At 67.5% G+C, this 17,354-nt stretch carries 12 protein-coding genes and 1 tRNA gene; 9 read left to right on the top strand and 4 right to left on the bottom strand.

The annotated features are described in order from the left end of the window. Positions 1-100 precede the first annotated feature (100 nt). Positions 101-192: transfer RNA gene (locus RVX_RS13115), tRNA-Ser, on the top strand. Between the two features lie 172 nt (positions 193-364). Next, positions 365-754 (top strand): hypothetical protein, encoded by a 390-nt coding sequence (locus RVX_RS13110; protein WP_147307551.1) that lies wholly within the window; start codon positions 365-367, stop codon positions 752-754. A 123-nt stretch (positions 755-877) separates the two neighbouring features. On the opposite strand, the gene RVX_RS13105 is transcribed toward RVX_RS13110, so the two are convergent. Continuing rightward, a complete protein-coding gene (locus tag RVX_RS13105; RefSeq protein ID WP_116308208.1) occupies positions 878-2,713 on the bottom strand; it encodes a PAS domain-containing protein in 1,836 nt (611 codons plus the stop codon). A 170-nt stretch (positions 2,714-2,883) separates the two neighbouring features. Here RVX_RS13105 and RVX_RS13100 point away from each other — a divergent pair, with 170 nt between their 5' ends. The 6 genes from RVX_RS13100 to RVX_RS13075 all read left to right on the top strand — a co-directional run bounded on the left by RVX_RS13100 (position 2,884) and on the right by RVX_RS13075 (position 11,035). Next, on the top strand, positions 2,884-4,104 hold the full coding sequence (locus RVX_RS13100; RefSeq protein WP_116308209.1) for an OmpP1/FadL family transporter: 1,221 nt from the start codon (positions 2,884-2,886) through the stop codon (positions 4,102-4,104). Positions 4,105-4,528: 424 nt separating this feature from the next. Continuing rightward, entirely contained in the window at positions 4,529-6,274 is a 1,746-nt protein-coding gene (locus tag RVX_RS13095) for a methyl-accepting chemotaxis protein (protein ID WP_116308210.1), read from the top strand. Between the two features lie 228 nt (positions 6,275-6,502). Further along, the gene (locus RVX_RS13090; protein ID WP_116308211.1) at positions 6,503-6,961 is read left to right on the top strand and encodes a cytochrome c family protein; all 459 of its coding nucleotides are present in this window, start codon (positions 6,503-6,505) and stop codon (positions 6,959-6,961) included. A gap of 9 nt (positions 6,962-6,970) precedes the next feature. Beyond that, complete coding sequence (locus RVX_RS13085; RefSeq protein ID WP_116308212.1) at positions 6,971-8,992, top strand: methyl-accepting chemotaxis protein; 2,022 nt, start codon at positions 6,971-6,973, stop codon at positions 8,990-8,992. A gap of 202 nt (positions 8,993-9,194) precedes the next feature. Continuing rightward, positions 9,195-9,680 (top strand): arsenate reductase ArsC, encoded by a 486-nt coding sequence (locus RVX_RS13080; RefSeq protein ID WP_116308213.1) that lies wholly within the window; start codon positions 9,195-9,197, stop codon positions 9,678-9,680. Between the two features lie 53 nt (positions 9,681-9,733). After that, a complete protein-coding gene (locus tag RVX_RS13075) occupies positions 9,734-11,035 on the top strand; it encodes a radical SAM/SPASM domain-containing protein (protein ID WP_116308214.1) in 1,302 nt (433 codons plus the stop codon). An 18-nt stretch (positions 11,036-11,053) separates the two neighbouring features. Here RVX_RS13075 and RVX_RS13070 read toward each other — a convergent pair whose 3' ends face one another. The 3 genes from RVX_RS13070 to RVX_RS13060 form a co-directional block, all read right to left on the bottom strand. Then, the gene (locus RVX_RS13070; protein ID WP_116308215.1) at positions 11,054-12,808 is read right to left on the bottom strand and encodes a 4Fe-4S binding protein; all 1,755 of its coding nucleotides are present in this window, start codon (positions 12,806-12,808) and stop codon (positions 11,054-11,056) included. A gap of 18 nt (positions 12,809-12,826) precedes the next feature. Further along, positions 12,827-13,780: a DUF362 domain-containing protein gene (locus RVX_RS13065; protein WP_116308216.1), complete on the bottom strand. Its 954-nt coding sequence runs from the start codon at positions 13,778-13,780 to the stop codon at positions 12,827-12,829. Positions 13,781-14,250: 470 nt separating this feature from the next. Continuing rightward, on the bottom strand, positions 14,251-14,547 hold the full coding sequence (locus tag RVX_RS13060) for a hypothetical protein (protein WP_116308217.1): 297 nt from the start codon (positions 14,545-14,547) through the stop codon (positions 14,251-14,253). A gap of 661 nt (positions 14,548-15,208) precedes the next feature. On the opposite strand from RVX_RS13060, the gene lepA reads away from it, so the two are divergent. Next, positions 15,209-17,014: a translation elongation factor 4 gene (gene lepA / locus RVX_RS13055; RefSeq protein ID WP_116308218.1), complete on the top strand. Its 1,806-nt coding sequence runs from the start codon at positions 15,209-15,211 to the stop codon at positions 17,012-17,014. Positions 17,015-17,354: the final 340 nt, after the last annotated feature.

Genomic DNA, 17,354 nt, shown 5'->3' with positions numbered 1-17,354 from the left:
CCCCGCAGTCTTGACCGCCACGGGCGGTCAGGGCATAACCGCCCGGCAAGGCAGGGTAGTGGCGTATCGGTTCTGGTACGGCCTGCCCCGCACCACCTGCGGAAGGGTGGCAGAGTCCGGTTTATTGCGGCGGTCTTGAAAACCGTTGTGGGGGGAACCCCACCGGGGGTTCGAATCCCTCCCCTTCCGCCATGTAGTATTTTGTAGATTCCTTGGTGTCGCACTTTGTGTGATGCCAAGGTTTTTTTTATCGTAGGAGGTTGCCATTGCGGGCGATGTTTATGTGTTTGCATTTATTTCATAAGAGTTTATACTTTATGAAATAAATAGGTTTTCATTTGTCCTGAAATAATTAGGAGGAAGTATGCGGACGGAAAAATTCCAGGCCAGTGTGCAGTATGGGGACTACAAAGGCACAGCATGTGCGGACGGACACGACAGGCATACGTTGCAGGGATATATTAAAGAAAAGGGTTTGGTCCAGGAAGGGGAGTTGATAGTTGGTATCTCAATGTTTTCTGGTGAAGTTCATGGTAGAGTGCAAGATGGTAATGTTTCAGTTTCTGTGCTTGTTGCTGATGTAAAGGGATTTGATGCGTTTCAGGATAGCATATCTTCCGGAGAAGATGTTGATATTCGTGAAATTTGCCTTGATATGCGGCTTGAAGAGTTTTTTGGATTTTTTAAAAGGTTTAAAATTTGCGTTTCTTCGCATGGCGTTATAGACGGCGTGGAGATTCGTATTGCCGAGTGAGTCGCCTCTGCCCTTATGCACAAGGTGCCTTTTGTTTTGGTGCCTTGTGCTTTTTTGGGTGAAAAGGTGTCTGTGAAATAGACAATGGCCTGCGTAGCGGTTGGTGCGTGGGCGCGAGGTCCTCTACCCTCCCCCCACAACACCCCGCACCAGCCAGTCAATCGACCTCCCCGTCCGTAGCCCCGCATCAATGAGCCAGTCCGGCGGAATGCGCCCGTTCTTGCGGGCGTTGGAGATGGACGCCGCCGACACGTTCAGGAAGGCCGCCAGCTCCCGGTCGGTACGTGCCCCCGCCGCCTCCTTCAGGCGTTCCAGCACCATGGGTGCCTGCCGCAGCCCCACCTCACCGGAAACGTCGCGCGCCACCACGTACACGCGCGGCTCGCCGTAGATGGTGTCGTTGTACACCAGCCGGGCGTGCACGGTGGAATAGCTGCCCGACAGGTTGCGGATGCGGCATTCGAAGTGCTGTTCGCGGTGTTCGCGCATGGCCCGCAGCAGGGCCTGGCGCACGGCGGGCAGGTCGTCCGCGTGCAGCAGGTCCAGCACCGGCCCCATGTCCAGGGTGTAGGCGTCGTACGGCTCCTGCCGCCCGAAGATGGCCGGGGTCAGCGTCTGGCGAGACCGCCGCAGTATCCGCCCCTGGTCGTCGGTCACCACCACCACGTCGCCGTGGTGGGCGTGCAACTGCTCGATGAAGGCGTTTTCCTGCACCACCTTGGCGGAAATGTCCTGCGCAATGCCCAGCAGCCCGATGACCTCCTGCCGGTTGTCGTCGAAGATGGGCCGCCGGATCACCCGGTACCATACCGATGGGTCCAGCAGGTGCGGCACCGCCGGGTGTTCCAGTTCCTGCTTTTCCTCGAACACCTTCAGCGCCGCCTCCACGGGGTAGCGGGCCAGTTCCGGCGGCAGAAAGTCGTATTCGGTGCGGCCCATCACCTCGTCGCGCGTGCGGCGGTAGGCGGCAAGGTAGGCGTCGTTGACGGCCACGATGCGCAGGTCGCGCCCGCACACCCAGGCAAGGCCGGGCAGGGCGTCCACCACGCGCGAAAAGTCGCTGGCCAGCTTGGATGAAAAGGCGAACGGCCGCTCCTGAAAGTAGCCGCTGTAGGCCACCATGCGGCCCGATGCGTCGCGGATGGATTCCGCCGTGTACCACAGGGTGAGGGGCGAACCGTCCTTGCGGCGCAGGGTGACCTCGCCGTTTTCCACCTCTGCCCGCTTGATCAGCTGGCTGACGATGCGCTTGCGCGCCGTGGAGGTGAAGTAGAACTCCCGCGCGGTCCGGCCCACCAGTTCGTCCCGCGTGTAGCCGCAGATGGCGCACAGCGCCGGGCTTACCGCCTGGATGACCCCGCTCGGCAAAATGGTGAAGCCCATCTCCTGCCCGCCCTCGGTGGTGCGCAGGCGGCCCCAGGCCAGATACGCGGCGTGAAGGTGGCCGGGGCTTGGGCTGGCGATGTGGGGTGGATGCGTGGCCTGCCCGGTATGTCCGGCCTGTGCGGCGGGGCGGGGGGCGGGGCCGGTGTCCGCCTGCACGCCGTCCCACCCGCGCAGGGGCAGGGGCACGGCCACGCAGGTCCAGCTTATCTGGCGGATGCCCGCGCCGTCCGGCAGGGTGATGCGGGTGCGGCTTTCGCGCACCGGCGCGCCGTCCGTAGGCACGGGGGGCACTTCCTGATGCCGCCAGCCGTGGGCGGGTGCGGCGCTACCCGTGTTGCCCGATTCGCGTGGCCCGTCCGACCCGCGCGGCCCGCCCGTCCCGCCCGTCCCATAGTCGTCATCGCTTCCTTTCCCCGCGCTGTCTCCTTCCCCCGCATCGCCCCCGCCCCGGTGCAGCCGCCGGGCGGGCTCGTTGGCGTACAGCACCGCGCCGCCGCCATCCAGCAGCAGGGCGGGGCCGTCCATGGCATCCAGGCGGGGGGCATAGAACCGCAAGAGATCGTTGACGGTCATGGGTTCACCACGGTTGAACGGCGGGCGCGCCGTTTCATGAAAAATGAATGTAATTTTATGTTTCGTTCATTGACGCTGTACTTCTGCCTGCTACACTCCCGTCGGCCTGTCAATACGGAGCGCATCCGCATGCTCCCGGCGGGCACATTCTGCGAATACGGGAAGTTGTCATGCGCAAGTTGTTGATCGTGCTGTGTCTTGTTCTCGTTCCCCTGCAGGCCCGCGCCTCGGGCTATAGCGTCTACGAATGGAGCGCCCGGGGCAACGCCCTTGGCGGGGCCATGGTTGCCCGCGACGCCGACCCCTCGGCCGTGGCCTACAACCCGGCCAACATCACCGACCTGCCGGGGGCGCAGGTGCAGGTGGGGGCAACGGCCATCAAGCCAACGGCCACCATGAACTTCAAGGACCCCTCCATTGCCGACCGCGATTTTTCCGACGCCATCTGGGGCCTGCCCACCGCCTACTACACCCAGCAGTTGAACGACCACTACTGGTTCGGGTTCGGCATGTTCTCTCGCGTGGGCCTGGGCACCGACTACGCCGGCGGCGACGGCTGGGCCGGGCGCTACAACTGCTCGTACGCGGGCATCCAGTCCATGTCCTTCAATCCCAACCTGGCCATGAAGTTTTCCGACCAGTTCTCGCTGGCCATCGGGGTGGAGGCCACCTACCTGCGCTTCATGTACGACAACACCATCGCCCCGGTGAACGTGAAGCAGGAAATCGACGCCGACGGCTGGGCCTACGGGCTCAACGCGGGCGCGCGCTACCGGCCGTACGACTGGCTGGCCTTCGGGCTGGCCTGGCGCAGCCAGATAGACATGACCGTGGACGGGCATTCCGAGTTCACCAAGAAGGGCGTGTTTCCCGCCCCCGCCCGGGCCGATATTTCCGGCACCGAACCCGTTCCCGAATCGGTCACCTTCGGGGTGATGGTGAAGCCCATCGACCGCCTGAGCCTTGAGGCCGACGTGGTGTGGACCCACTGGAGCGCCTACCAGGCCCTGACCATGAACTACGACCCCAAGCTTCTGGGCGTGTACTCCTCTGTCAGCAGCACCAAGAACTGGAACAACACCTGGCGCTTCCAGTTCGGCGCGGAATACGCCCTGACCGACAGCGTGGATCTGCGCGCGGGCTACGTCTACGACCAGAGCCCCATCAACGACGACTACGAGGACTTCGCCGTGCCCTGCTCGGACAGGCAGATCGTCACGCTGGGCCTGGGCTGGAAGGTGGACCAGAACTGGGTGCTGGACCTGTTCTACGGGTACCTGTGGATGGTCGACCGCCACTACGACGCCCGCAGCGCCGACCACATCGACGAACTGGACCGCGAGGACGCCCATGCCCACATGGCGGGCATGAGCCTTACCTACAAGTTCTAGGGACTGTCTCCCGATCTGGAAACAGCCCCCCTGGTTCCATATCAGTTCCGGAGGTTGCTCCGGCTTCTCACGAATCCGCGAACAGCTTCTGGTTCTCCCCAGCCGCCCGCCGTTCCCTCCGGCGGGCGGCCAGTTTTTGGGCCAGCCCGCGGTCTGGCTGATGACGATGCGCCGGTCGGCGGGCAGGCGCAGGGCCGCGTGCAGGGCCGCGGGGTGTGGTGGCCGCTTGTATTGTTGCGGGCGCGCGCGGCATGGCGGCAAGAATCTAATTCCGAATAACCACGGTCCTTGTCAGTATGGAAAATGGAAATGTCTCCGCCGAAAGCCTGTTGCCCCATCGCGGGAGAGGCTCTGGCAATCCGCGTGGTGAAGGTGAGCGCTGGCGGGCGAAACATGTTGCATGCACAGGCAAGGAGCACTGGTCATGAAATTGTCGGTCAAGCTTTCCGGAGCATTCGGCGCACTTCTCGTGCTCATGCTCATAATGGGAATGTATGGCAACTACATGTTCGGAGAGATTCTTGGAAACGTGAAGGATGTGACCAGTAACTGGCTGCCCAGCGTCAAGCAGCTTGGAGAAGTCGAATCCGCGCTGAATTCTGTGCGTCGGGCGGAGATGGTGCATATCATATCATCGACTCCCGAGCAGATGGAAGCAGAAGAACGTACCATGGAAAAGGCACGTGCTGCTTTTGAAGATGGTTCACGCAAGTACGAAAAACTTATTTCCAGCGACGAGGAACGGCGCATATTCGCCAAGGTGAAGGCGGATGCGGAAAGTTACTTTGGCCTGCTGCCGCAGATTATTCCTCTGTCCCGCGCCATGAAGACGGAAGAGGCCCAGGCGCTGACCCTCGGCAAGGGGCGGCCCCTTTTCCGCTCGGCGCTGGCCGGTTTGCGCGAACTCATCGCCCTCAACGACAAGGGGTCGCAACAGTCCGGGGTGGAGGCGGAGGGCAATGCTTCGACGGCGCGCACCGTCAGCCTGGTGCTGGTGGTGGTCTCGCTGGGCCTGGGGCTTGCGGCGGCGTTCTTCATCATCCGCTCCACGCTGTCTCAATTGGGCGAAGACCCCGGCTACCTGTACGACGTTTCGCGGCAGATCGCGGCGGGCAACCTTGCGGTGCAGTTCCGGCCCAGCAGGTACAAGGGCGTGTACGACGCCATGCAGCAGATGGTGGACACCCTGAAGGCCAAGATCGCCGAGGCGGAGGAAAAGAGCCGTCAGGCCGCCGTGAAGGAGCAGGAAGCCCTGGTCGCCATGCGCGAGGCCGAAGACGCCCGCCGCCAGGCCGAAAGCGCCAAGCGCGAGGGCATGTTGCAGGCCGCGCAGAAGCTGGAAGGCGTGGTGGAGGTGGTGTCGTCCGCGTCCGAAGAGCTTTCCGCCCAGATCGAGCAGTCCGACCGGGGGGCCGAGGAACAGTCGCGCCGGGTGGCGGAAACCGCCACGGCCATGGAGGAAATGAACGCCAGCGTGCTCGAGGTGGCCCGCAACGCGGGCGGCGCGGCCGACGTTTCGGAAAACGCCCGGCGCATGGCCGACGAGGGTGCGTCCATCGTGGGGCAGGTGGTGGACGGCATCGGGCAGGTGCAGCAGCAGTCGCTGGCGCTGAAGCGCGACATGGAGGAACTGGGGCGGCAGGCGGAATCCATCGGCCAGATCATGAACGTCATTTCGGACATTGCCGACCAGACCAACCTGCTGGCCCTGAATGCCGCCATCGAGGCGGCCCGCGCCGGTGACGCCGGACGCGGCTTCGCCGTCGTCGCCGACGAGGTGCGCAAGCTGGCGGAAAAGACCATGCACGCCACGCAAGAGGTGGGCGCGGCCATCCGGGGCATCCAGCAGGGCACGCGCACCAACATGGAGCACGTGGACCGTTCCGTGGGCAACATCGAAGGGGCCACGGAACTCGCCAGGCGCTCGGGCACGGCCCTGCACGAGATCGTGCGGCTGGTGGACGCGGCGGCCGACCAGGTGCGGGGCATCGCCACCGCGTCCGAACAGCAGTCCTCCGCCAGCGAGGAAATCAACCGGGCCGTGGAACAGGTAAGCGCCATTTCGGCGGAAACGGCCCAGGCCATGCGCGAGGCGGCAACCGCCGTGAGCGAACTGGCCAACCAGTCGCAGGTGCTGAAGCGCCTGGTGGATGAACTGAAGCAGGCGTAAGCCCGCACCCGTCACCCCCGTGCGTCATGACAGCGCGCGGCCCGCCGGACAGGCGCGCCGCGCGTTTTTTTGCCGGGCATTGGTGTGCGCCGTTATAAAAGAAGGTGGCGCCGCAACATTGACGTGTGGCGGCAATTCCCCTAGTACGGGTCCACATCGTCTGTGCCGTTTTTCACAATATGCCGGGGCGGCGCAAGAGGGGTGCCCCGCATCTTTCAGGGGAGCCGCATGTTGCGTCCGATCATCGCCATCTGTCTCGCGGCGGCCGTCACGGGGGTCTTGCTGGCCGCCCCATCGGCGCGCGCCGCGCAGCCCTACGTGGGCAGCGCCGCGTGCCAGCCCTGCCATGCCGGGGAATACGAGCAGTTCCAGAAGTATTCCAAGAAGGCCAAGTCGTGGAAGAGCGTGGCCACCATGGCCCCCAAGCTGACGCCGGAAGAATTGCGCGGCTGCTACGAATGCCACGTGACCGGGTACGGCAAGGGCGGCTTTGTCGATTACGCCACCACGCCGCAATTCGCCGACGTGGGCTGCGAAACCTGCCACGGACCCGGCGCGGCGCACGCCGAAGCGGGCGACCCGTCGCTGATCGGCAAGCCCACCATGGCCACCTGCGAAGGCTGCCACAATGAAAGCCGGGTGCGCTCGTTCGGCTTCAAGCCGTTGCTGCACAGCGGTGCGCACTAGGGGGCGGACATGGGGGGCACCCTCGCGCGGTCGCTCAGCCTGCGCACATCCCTGCTGGTGACGGTCATCGCCGTCACCGTGTTCGCGGTCATCATCGGCATGGGGGCGTGGCGGCAACGCCACGCGGCCCTGGAAGAACTGGAGTCGGTGGTCACCCGCGAATCGGCCATGATCAAGACGGCCATCGACCGGCCCATGCTGCTCGGCAACGACGCGGGCACCCGCGCCGAATTCGCCGAACTGGCGCGCCACTACGCCGACACCACGGTGCACCTGGCCAGCTACACCGGCAATGTCACCTATTCCACCCGGCCCGAGGCCGAACGGCGGGATATCGCCGACGTGCTGCCCGACCCCGGCCTGCGCGACCTGGCCGTCAGCGCCCGGCGCGAGGCGCTGGAGCGTTCGCTGCTGTTCGAGCAGGGGGGGCGGTCCGTGTTCGCGCACGTGATCAGCATCCGCAACGAGCCGTCGTGCCACCATTGCCACGGCGCATCCCAGCCGCTGCTGGGCCAGCTGGTGGTGATGCAGGACGTCACCCCGGTGCTGGCGGGCGTGCACGGGCGCATCATGGAAAGCGCGGGCATTTCGGCGGCCGGGCTGGTGGCCCTGTTGGCCGGGGTGATCCTGTTCATCCGGCGGGCCATCGTGCAGCGGGTGCACCGCATCACCAAGGCCAGCACCGCCATCGCCGCGGGCGACCTGAATGCCGACCTTGCCGTGGACGGCCACGACGAACTGGCCCGCCTGGCCGCCAACCTGCACGGCATGGTGGGCGGGCTGAAGAAGGAACTGGGCTTTTCCAAGGGCATCCTGAACGGCATGACCCTGCCCTTTCTGGTGGCCGACACCGAAGGCCGCGTCAGCTACTGCAACGCGGCCCTGCTGGGCATGGTGGGGGCGGATGGCCGCCCGGACGACCACGCCGGGCGCATGGTGGGCGAACTTTTCTACAACGATGCCGGGCGCGACACCGTGACCGCGCGCGTGCTGCGCGAACGCACCGCCCTGACCGGGCAGCGCGTGGCGCTGACCAACCGCAAGGGCGCGCAGGTGCACATGGTGGTCGATTCCGCGCCGCTGCTGGACCTGGACGGCAACCTCATCGGCGCGTTCAGCGTGTACACCGACGTCACCGAAATGCAGCGCCAGCAGGCCAGCATCGAAGAACAGCATGCCCGCATCGCCCGCGCAGCGGACGCCGCGCGGCAGGTTTCCGCGCAGGTGGCCTCGGCATCCGGCGAACTGTCCGCCCAGGTGGAGGAGGCCAGCACCGGGGCCGACGAACAGCGCATGCTGGCCGTGGAAAGCGCCTCGGCCATGGAGCAGATGAACGCATCGGTCATGGAAGTGGCCAGCAGCGCGGGGGCCGCCGCAGACCTGGCCGGGACGGCCCACGATCAGGCCCGGCAGGGTTCGGCCGTGGTGGACGAGGCTGTGGCGTGCATCAACCGCGTGGCCGAGCAGGCCCGCGTGCTGGAGCGCGACATGGCCGAACTGGGCGTGCAGGCCGAGGGCGTGGGGCGCATCATCGGGGTCATCGAGGACATTGCCGACCAGACCAACCTGCTGGCATTGAACGCGGCCATCGAGGCGGCCCGCGCCGGTGACGCCGGGCGCGGTTTCGCCGTGGTGGCCGACGAGGTGCGCAAGCTGGCCGAAAAGACCATGCAGGCCACCCGAGAGGTGGTGGGCTTCGTGCAGGCCATCCAGACCGGGGTGGGGCGCAGCCGCGCCGCCACCGACGAGGCGGTGCGCCTGGTCGGGGAATCCACCGGCCTTGCCGGGCGCAGCGGCGAGGCGCTGCTGGCCATCGTGGGCACCGTGGACCGCACGGCGGACCAGGTGCGGGCCATCGCCACGGCGGCGGAGCAGCAGTCCGCCGCCAGCGAGCAGATCACCCGCGCGGTGGACCGCATCAGTTCCATTTCCGGGCACACGGCGGACTCCATGCGCCATTCCGCCGGGGCCGTGAGCGACCTTGCCCGGCTGGCGCAGGAGTTGGATGGGATCATCGACGACATGTGCTGAGGGCTGGGGCGTGTCTGCGCCGTGCCGACACGGCAGCGTCAAGGAACATTGGATACCATCGGGGCCGTCGGCGAAAACCGGCGGCCCTTTGCTTTCGCGAGGAGGGGGGAGCGTGCCGCCCCCTTGCGCGCAGCGGGCGTGAGCGTTTCATGTGTTGGACAATTGGCAAAATGACGGATACTTTTCCGTGCATGGAGGCAGCATGAGCGATCGAAACAACCACGGCGAGCAGGGCGACCGCCCGCAGCCGGGCGCGCCCCGCCGCACCATCCTGTTCCTGTGCACGGGCAACTCGTGCCGCAGCCAGATGGCCGAAGGCTTCACGCGAGCCCTGCGCGGCGACCTGTTCGAGGCGTATTCGGCGGGCATCGAGGCGCACGGGCTGAACGCGCGCGCCGTGCGCGTCATGGCGGAGGCCGGGGTGGACATTTCCGGCCAGCGGTCCAAGGCGGTGGCGGACCTGCCGGACATTCCCTTCGACTACGTGGTCACCGTGTGCGGCCACGCGGCGGAGAACTGCCCCTGGTTCCCGGCCCGCACGGCGCGGGTGCATGCCGGGTTCGACGACCCGCCCCTGCTGGCCCGCGACGCGCCGGACGAAGAGACCGCCATGGCCCACTACCGCCGCGTGCGCGACGAAATACGCGCCTTCGTCCTGGCCCTGCCCGGCAACCTGCCGGAAGCCTAACCTGCTCTCCGGCCGCCACGCCGCACCGGAGCTTTCACCACGGATACGCCGCCATGCCCACATCCTTTCCCGCCCGCCTGTACGTAGAGGTCACCACCCGCTGCAACCTGCGCTGCCGCATGTGCGTCAAGCAGGCCGAGGGCTGCCGCATCCCGGAAGGCGACATGCCGCTGGCCGTGTTCGACCGGCTGGCCTCGTGCCTGCCGCACCTTGACGCGCTGGTGCTGAACGGCGTGGGCGAACCCCTGCTGCACCCCGACCTGCCCGCCATGGTGCGCCTGGCCCGGCGGCACATGCGGCCGGACGCCGACATCGGCTTTCAGACCAACGGCCTGCCGCTGACGCCGGACATGGCCCGCGCCCTGACGGACGGCGGGGTGGACCGGGTGTGCCTGTCGGTGGACGCGCTGGCGACGACCGCGCGCGAGGAGTTGCCCGGCTGCCTGCACGGCGGCATGGATGCCGGGTCGGTGGGCCGGGCCATGGACATGCTGCGCGCGGCGGCGCGGGGGCGGGCCCGGCCGCTGCGGCTTGGGGTGGAGTTCGTGCTCATGCGCGACAACGCGGAGGAACTGCCAGGCGTGGTGCGCTGGGCCGCCGCGCGTGGGGCGGAATTCTGCATCGTCACCCACGTGCTGCCGTATGACGCGGCGGCGGCCGCGCAGTCGCTGTTCGTGCCCGACACGGACGAGGCGCGGGCCTTCTTCGACCGGCGCGCGGCGGATGCCGCCCGGCTGGGGCTGGACCTGCGCCGCTATTTCGACGTGGTGTGGAAGTTCGCCAAGTCGCCGGAAGAAAAGGCACTGGTCGACTTCGTGCTGCACATGCGGCAGGACGCGGCGGAGCAGGGCATCTCGCTGCATGTCAAACGTCTGGTGAACGGCATGGACGCCCCCGTGCCCGACCTTGGGCCGCTGTTCGAGGCGGCCCGCGCGGCGGCCGCCGAAACCGGCATGGAACTGCGCCTGCCGCGCACCGGCCCCAGCGTGGAGCGCCGCTGCGACTTCGTGGAAGACGGCGCGGCCTTCGTCACCGCCGATGGCAGCGTCCATCCCTGCTACTTTCTGTGGCACCGCTACGCCTGCTTCCTGGACGGGGAGCCCAAGCAGGTCTTTCCGCGCACCTTCGGCAACCTTGCCGACGCAACGCTGGAAGCGTTGTGGAATGGCGCTGCATGGCGGGCGTTCCGCGACGAGGTGCGCGCCTACCGCTACCCGGACTGCACCAACTGCCCCACGGGGCCGTGCGACGACATCACAGGGGCCATGGGCGAATTCGACATCGACTGCCACGGCGTGGCCGTGCCCTGCGGGCATTGCCCGTGGTGTCTGGGCGGGGTGCAGTGTCTGCGCTAGGCTTCACCGACAGCGAAGTCACTCGGTGAAGCCGGGCGGCAGCCCGCCGGGCGACGGACCCGTATCCGCACCCGGCGACGGGTACTGCGCGTCGCTGTCTGTTGGTGGCGCGCCTTCCGTTCCATATCCTTCCCCCGGCTTTTTCGGCGTGAACACCAGTCGCAGCCCGCGCGCCTCGGCCGCCGCGCGCATGCTGCCCGCGCGTATGCGCAGGGCGTCGCGCGGCCGGATGACGATGGCCTTCTCTCCGCTGACCAGCACCGTTTCCGGGCAGTGCTTCTCGCAGAAGCCGCACCCGGCGCAGCGGGCCGGGTCCACGTGGGGCACGCCCACGGTGTAGCCCGGTTCCGGCTTAAGGGCGATGGCGTCGTAGGGGCACACCTCGTCGCACACCAGGCAGCGCTTCTTCTTCGCCCAGGCCAGGCAGTGGTCGCGCAGCACCTCGGCCGTGCCGATCTTGGCGAAGGTGCGCTCGTGGGCCAGCCCGCGTATGGCCGTGGTGGGGCAGGCGCGGGCACAGGCATGGCAGGCCGGGTCGCAGAAGCCGCGCGCCGGAGTGACCACCGGGCTGAACATGCCCAGCGCGCCGGACGCCAACCATGCCGGTTGCAGGGTGTTGGTGGGGCAGGCGGCGGCGCACAGCCCGCAGCGCACGCAGCGGGCCAGGAAGTCCGGTTCCGGCAGCGCGCCGGGCGGGCGCAGCACCCCCTCCGGCCTGCCCAGCGCCGGAGCCGCGTGCCCCAGCGCGGCGGCGCAGCCCCCCACGGCCAGGCCCGCCAGCAGGGCGCGGCGCTGGGAGCGGGCCTGGGGCGGCAGGGTGCCGGGAATGGGCGTGGGAGTGGGCTGCGAGGCCGCAGTGACCGCGTTTGTTCCGGCAGATTCCCGGAAGGTGAAGCGCACCGCCCCGACGGGGCAGGCATCGGCGCAGCGCAAGCACTTCAGGCATTCGGCGTGGTCCGTGGCCTGCGGCGCGTCGGCGGCGATTGCCCCGACCGGGCAGTGGAGCGCGCAGGTCCCGCAGTTGGTGCAGGTGTCATCCACCCGCCTGCGCCACGGGGCCATGCGTCCCGCAAGGCCCAGCGCGGCCCCGGCGGGGCAGAGCATGCGGCACCACAGGCGCGGGGCCAGCAGCCCGCCCGCCAGCACCAGTGCGAAAAATCCGATGACGTACCCGGTGGCCGCATAGCCCGGCACGGCGATTTCCGCGAAAGAGAGGCCGGTGGCCCCCGTCTGGCGGGCCAGGGGGGCCAGCAAGGCAAGGCCCGCCTCGGCCAGTCGGGCCAGGGGCGGCCATGCGGCCAGCGCCCAGAACCGCGCGGCCAGCGGCAGCGGGGCGGCCCAGAACACCAGGTCCAGACCGGCCAGCGCGGCCGCCAGCACCGAGGCCAGCACCCCGTACTTGAGCATGCGCGGCACGGCGCGGCGGCGCGCGTCCTGCCTGCGGCGCGCGGGGCGTCGCCGGGCCTTCATCAGGCGGCTCCACGCGGCGTCCCCGGCATCCACCATGGCCCCAAACGGGCAGACCCACCCGCAGAACGCCCGGCCGAGCAGCATGGCGGAAGCCAGCACCACCAGCCCCGGCACGGCGGCGGCAATGAACGCCCGGCCCGCCACGCTGGCGGCCAGCGCCACGGCCGGGTCCAGCCGCACGAACAGGTCGCGTCCGGGCGTCCATCCGTCGCCGGGCAGGGCCTGCCCCGTCCCCCATGCCAGCAGCACGAAGGCCGTAAGGCACAGCCACCGGCTGGCCCGGCGCGCGCGTTGCCGATTCATGCCGCGCGTTTCCCGGTCCTACAGCGTTACCCGCGCGATGGCGCGCGCGGCCAGATCCATGGACCCAAGGCCCCGCTCGTGGGCCAGGCGGATGTGGCTGACCTGCCGCGCCGCGAAGCGCCGTCCGTACCACTCGAACGATTCCACCGCGCAGGCGTCGGCGGCCACCGGATCGGCCGAGGCGATGACCGTGTTCTCCTGCAGCACCTTGCCGGGGCCGCCGGGGCCGCCCGTGGTCAGCACGTAGGTGCCGTCGATGACGGTGAGCGCGGCGCGCAGCCTGGTGTTCAGGTCCACGATGGCGGTGTCGAGGTCGTAGCGCGAATGCATCACCCCGCGCTGGCGGATCAGCCCCATCATGCCCTTCAGCCCCAGCGACACGCCGGTGGAGCTGTGCGACTTGGCCGTGGGCGCGGCGATGAGCACGTCGGCCTCCAGCGCGTCGCGCAGGAAGGTGTTGGCGGTCATCTGGGCCGCGCCCGCGATTTCCAGTTCGCGGTAGAAGCGTTCGGCCGTGGGGGCCTGCACGATGTCGCCGAATTCGCTGCACGCGGCGCGGACGCCGGAACGTTCGATGCACTGCTCCGCCGGGGCCAGCGGGTTGTCCAGCACCAGCACGGAGGCCGCCCCCGCGTCGCGGCACATGCGCACCAGCGCGGCCACCACCTCCGGGTGGGTGTTGGTGCCCATGGTGGCGTCGGCCGCGAAGGACATGTTGGGCTTGATGACCACCTTCTGTCCGGTTTTCACGAAGCGGCCCATGCCGCCCAGCATGCCCACGCAGGCATGGGTGGCGGCGGCGGGCGAACCCTTGGCCACCACGATGTCGGGGGAGCCGCCGGACTGTGCCGACGCGGCCCGCGCCTCGCCCGCAAGCGGCGGAAAGATGGATGCCCCGGCGGGCAGGCCCGCCCCGGCGGCCAGCCACAGCGCGCCGGAAATCTGCCATTTCAGGAAGTCCCTGCGACGCATGATGCCTCCTTGCGCCGGATGGCGCGGCTGCGGGCGGGGGAAGGGGCCGCTCCGGGCTGGTGCCGGGCGGAAGGGGAAAGCCGGGTGATGTCGCGCGGCCGGTGCGGGCACGGGCTGTCTGGCTGGAAGAGGGCAAGGGGGCGGCAACGGTCCGGCAGCGTGCGCGGCACATACCTTGTCCGTGCGTATAGCACCCCCGGCCGACGGTGGGCAATGGCTGACGGCGCGCGCCCGCATACGATTGCGTGACGGAGGGCGTGGCGGGGTGCCCGCCCACCGCGTCCGCCCCACCGCAACGCGCCCCCGGTGAAGGGGGCGCATACGCCGCGAGGCGGAACCGTGGGGCCTGCGCGAGGAGGAGGTGGCGGCCCCACGGGGGAATCCTTATGTCTGCCGTGGGAAGCGGTCTTTCCGGATGCCGTTGCCGGAGAGGTGGGCAACGGAGGGGAGGGCGACCGGGCGGTGCGCCCCTAGCTGTGACGGACCTGGGCCTTGCCGTCGTTGCCCGGCATCATGTGGCCCGCGCCGCCGGGCTTGCCGTCCATGTTCCCCATGCCGCCGTGGCCTTCCTGCATCATCTTGCAGCAGCCGCAACCCCCCATGGGGGCGGGCTGGGCGTCGCCGGGCGCCTTGTCGGCGGGGGCGGCAGGCGCGGCCGGGGCCGTGGGGTGGGTATCGTGCCCGCCCGTGCTGCCCGCCGCGAAGGCCGAACCGACGGTGATGGCGAAAATGGCCAGGGCGGCCGGGAGAATGCGGGTGATCTTCATGAACTGCTCCTGGGTGTTGTTTCCCTTACCGGGTGTGTGCAGTGCATAAGGCAAGGCCCGTGCCATGTTGTGCATGTTTCACAAAATCATGAAATGAATGGATATATGTGAGAATGGTGCCCGCCTGTCATCCGGCGTGTGTATGATTATTGGACATATGGATGTGCAGGATGTGCAAATTGGAGTGAAAGTGTCCGATTTTTGGACAGTGGAGGCTCCAGGCACAGGCAAGGCCAGGCGTGGCCAGGCAGTGTCCATCAGGGGCGGTCGAAGACCGGAGAAAGTCCCGGCGGGTTTGCCAGCCGGAATCCGCTCGGCGGCGCGGCGAACGCGGCCCGCCGGGCATCCGCTGGCCGCCGGGGCGATGGGCTGCGGGGCCGTTGGACTTCCGGCCCTGAATGCAGTATGAAAGCCGATTCGAATGGTACGGCGATGCGCGCCGGATCGTGATGCCGCCCCGTGGCTTCTTCGTGATCCCCCCGTGACCCTGGGGGCCACCCGCTGGCCGGTCCGCGCGCAAGGGACCATCGGCGCATGCGGCGGCCACGGCCAGCCGCGCACCGCGTCCCCGGCGTTCCGGGGCGTCTAGCCCAAAGCCCGCTCCCGTACCCATCCCGCACACATTTCAGGAGGCGCGCCGCCGCACGGCGGCACCCACGCTATGCCCAGACAGGAACACATCCGCAATTTCAGCATCATCGCGCACATCGACCATGGCAAATCCACCCTGGCCGACCGCATCCTTGAGGTTACCGGGCTGGTCAGCGACCGCGAAAAGCGCGACCAGTACCTGGACCGCATGGAGCTTGAGCGCGAGCGCGGCATCACCATCAAGGCTCAGTCGGTGCGCATTCCGTACACGGCCAAGGATGGCCGCAAGTATGTGCTGAACCTCATCGACACGCCCGGCCACGTGGACTTCAACTACGAGGTCTCGCGGTCGCTTGCCGCGTGCGAAGGGGCGCTGCTGGTGGTGGACGCCTCGCAGGGCGTGGAGGCCCAGACCCTGGCCAACGTGTACCTTGCGCTGGACCACAACCTGGAAGTCATCCCGGTCCTGAACAAGGTCGACCTGCCCAGCGCCGACGCCGACCGCGTGAAGCACGAGATCGAGGAAAGCATCGGCCTCGACTGCACCGACGCCGTGGCCGTCAGCGCCAAGACCGGCCTGAACGTGGACAAGGTGCTGGAAGCCATCGTCGAGCGCCTGCCCGCGCCCGAAGGCAACCTGAACGCCCCGCTGAAGGCCCTTATTTTCGACTCGTGGTACGATTCGTACCAGGGCGTGGTGGTGCTGTTCCGCGTCGTGGACGGCGTGCTGCGCAAGGGCGACCGCATCAAGTTGTTCGCCACCGAGCGCACCTACGAGGTCATCCGCCTTGGCGTGTTCTCGCCCGAAATCGTGGACATGACCGAACTGGGTGCGGGCGAAGTGGGCTTTCTGTGCGCCAACATCAAGGAACTGGGCGACGCCAAGGTGGGCGACACCATCACCCATGTGGACCGCCCCGCCGAAGTGCCCGTGGAAGGCTTCAAGGAAGTGCAGCCCATGGTGTTCTGCGGGCTGTACCCCACCGATTCCGCAGACTACGAGCAGCTCAAGTACGCGCTGGAAAAGCTGCAGCTCAACGACGCCGCCTTCTCGTACGAGCCGGAAACCTCGCAGGCCTTGGGCTTTGGCTACCGCTGCGGGTTTCTGGGCCTTCTGCACATGGAGATCATTCAGGAGCGGCTGGAGCGCGAATTTCAGGTGGAGCTCATCGCCACCGCCCCCTCGGTGATCTACAAGATCGACACCGTGGACGGGAAGAGCAGCGACATCGACAACCCCTCGAAGCTCCCCGACCCCACCAAGATCGCCTCGCTGTACGAACCCTACGTGCGCATGGACATCCACGTGCCCAACGACTACGTGGGCAACGTGCTGAAGCTGTGCGAGGAAAAGCGCGGCATCCAGAAGAACATGGGGTACATCGCCTCCAACCGCGTGGTCATCACCTACGAGCTGCCCTTCGCCGAAATCGTGTTCGATTTCTTCGACCGGCTGAAGTCGGGCACCAAGGGCTACGCCTCTATGGACTACGAGTTCATCGACTACCGGCAGTCGGCCCTGGTGAAGCTGGACATCCTGATCAACGGCGAAGCCGTGGACGCCCTGGCCGTCATCGTGCACCGCGACAAGGCCTACCACTACGGCCGCGCGCTGGCGCTGAAGCTGAAGCGCACCATCCCGCGCCAGATGTTCGAGGTGGCCATCCAGGCGGCCATCGGGCAGAAGATCATCGCCCGCGAATCCATTTCCGCGCTGCGCAAGAACGTGACCGCCAAGTGCTATGGCGGCGACATTACCCGCAAGCGCAAGTTGTTGGAAAAGCAGAAGGAAGGCAAGAAGCGCATGAAGCGCATGGGCAACGTGGAGTTGCCGCAGGAGGCGTTCCTTGCCGCCCTGCAGGTGGGCGACGAGTAATTTTGCGCCATGGGGGCAATGACGGCGTCAAACGGAGGTGCCGCTCGGGTCACGTACCAAAGAGTACGCTCCCCTCGCGGACCCCACCGTTTTCCTTGTCCTTGCCGCCCCTGACGCAAAATTATCGGGATACAGCCGGACCGTACGCACCGCTACAGGCGTGTGCGTTGCGTGAAGAAGTGAGCGAAGCCCTGGCAACCCCTGCCGCGAAATTGCGGTGGGTGGTCAGGGGTGGTTTGAAAAGAGAATGACGTGAACAATGCCGGGCCGCAGGCGCAGCATGCGCCGCAGCCCGGAGTTTGCAACGCGCCGTCCCCGGCCTCCCCACGCTGCGGGGCGC

It is taken from the genome of Nitratidesulfovibrio sp. HK-II (assembly GCF_003402415.2).
Lineage (GTDB): Bacteria > Desulfobacterota > Desulfovibrionia > Desulfovibrionales > Desulfovibrionaceae > Cupidesulfovibrio.
This window is presented reverse-complemented; position numbering and strand designations above follow the sequence as displayed.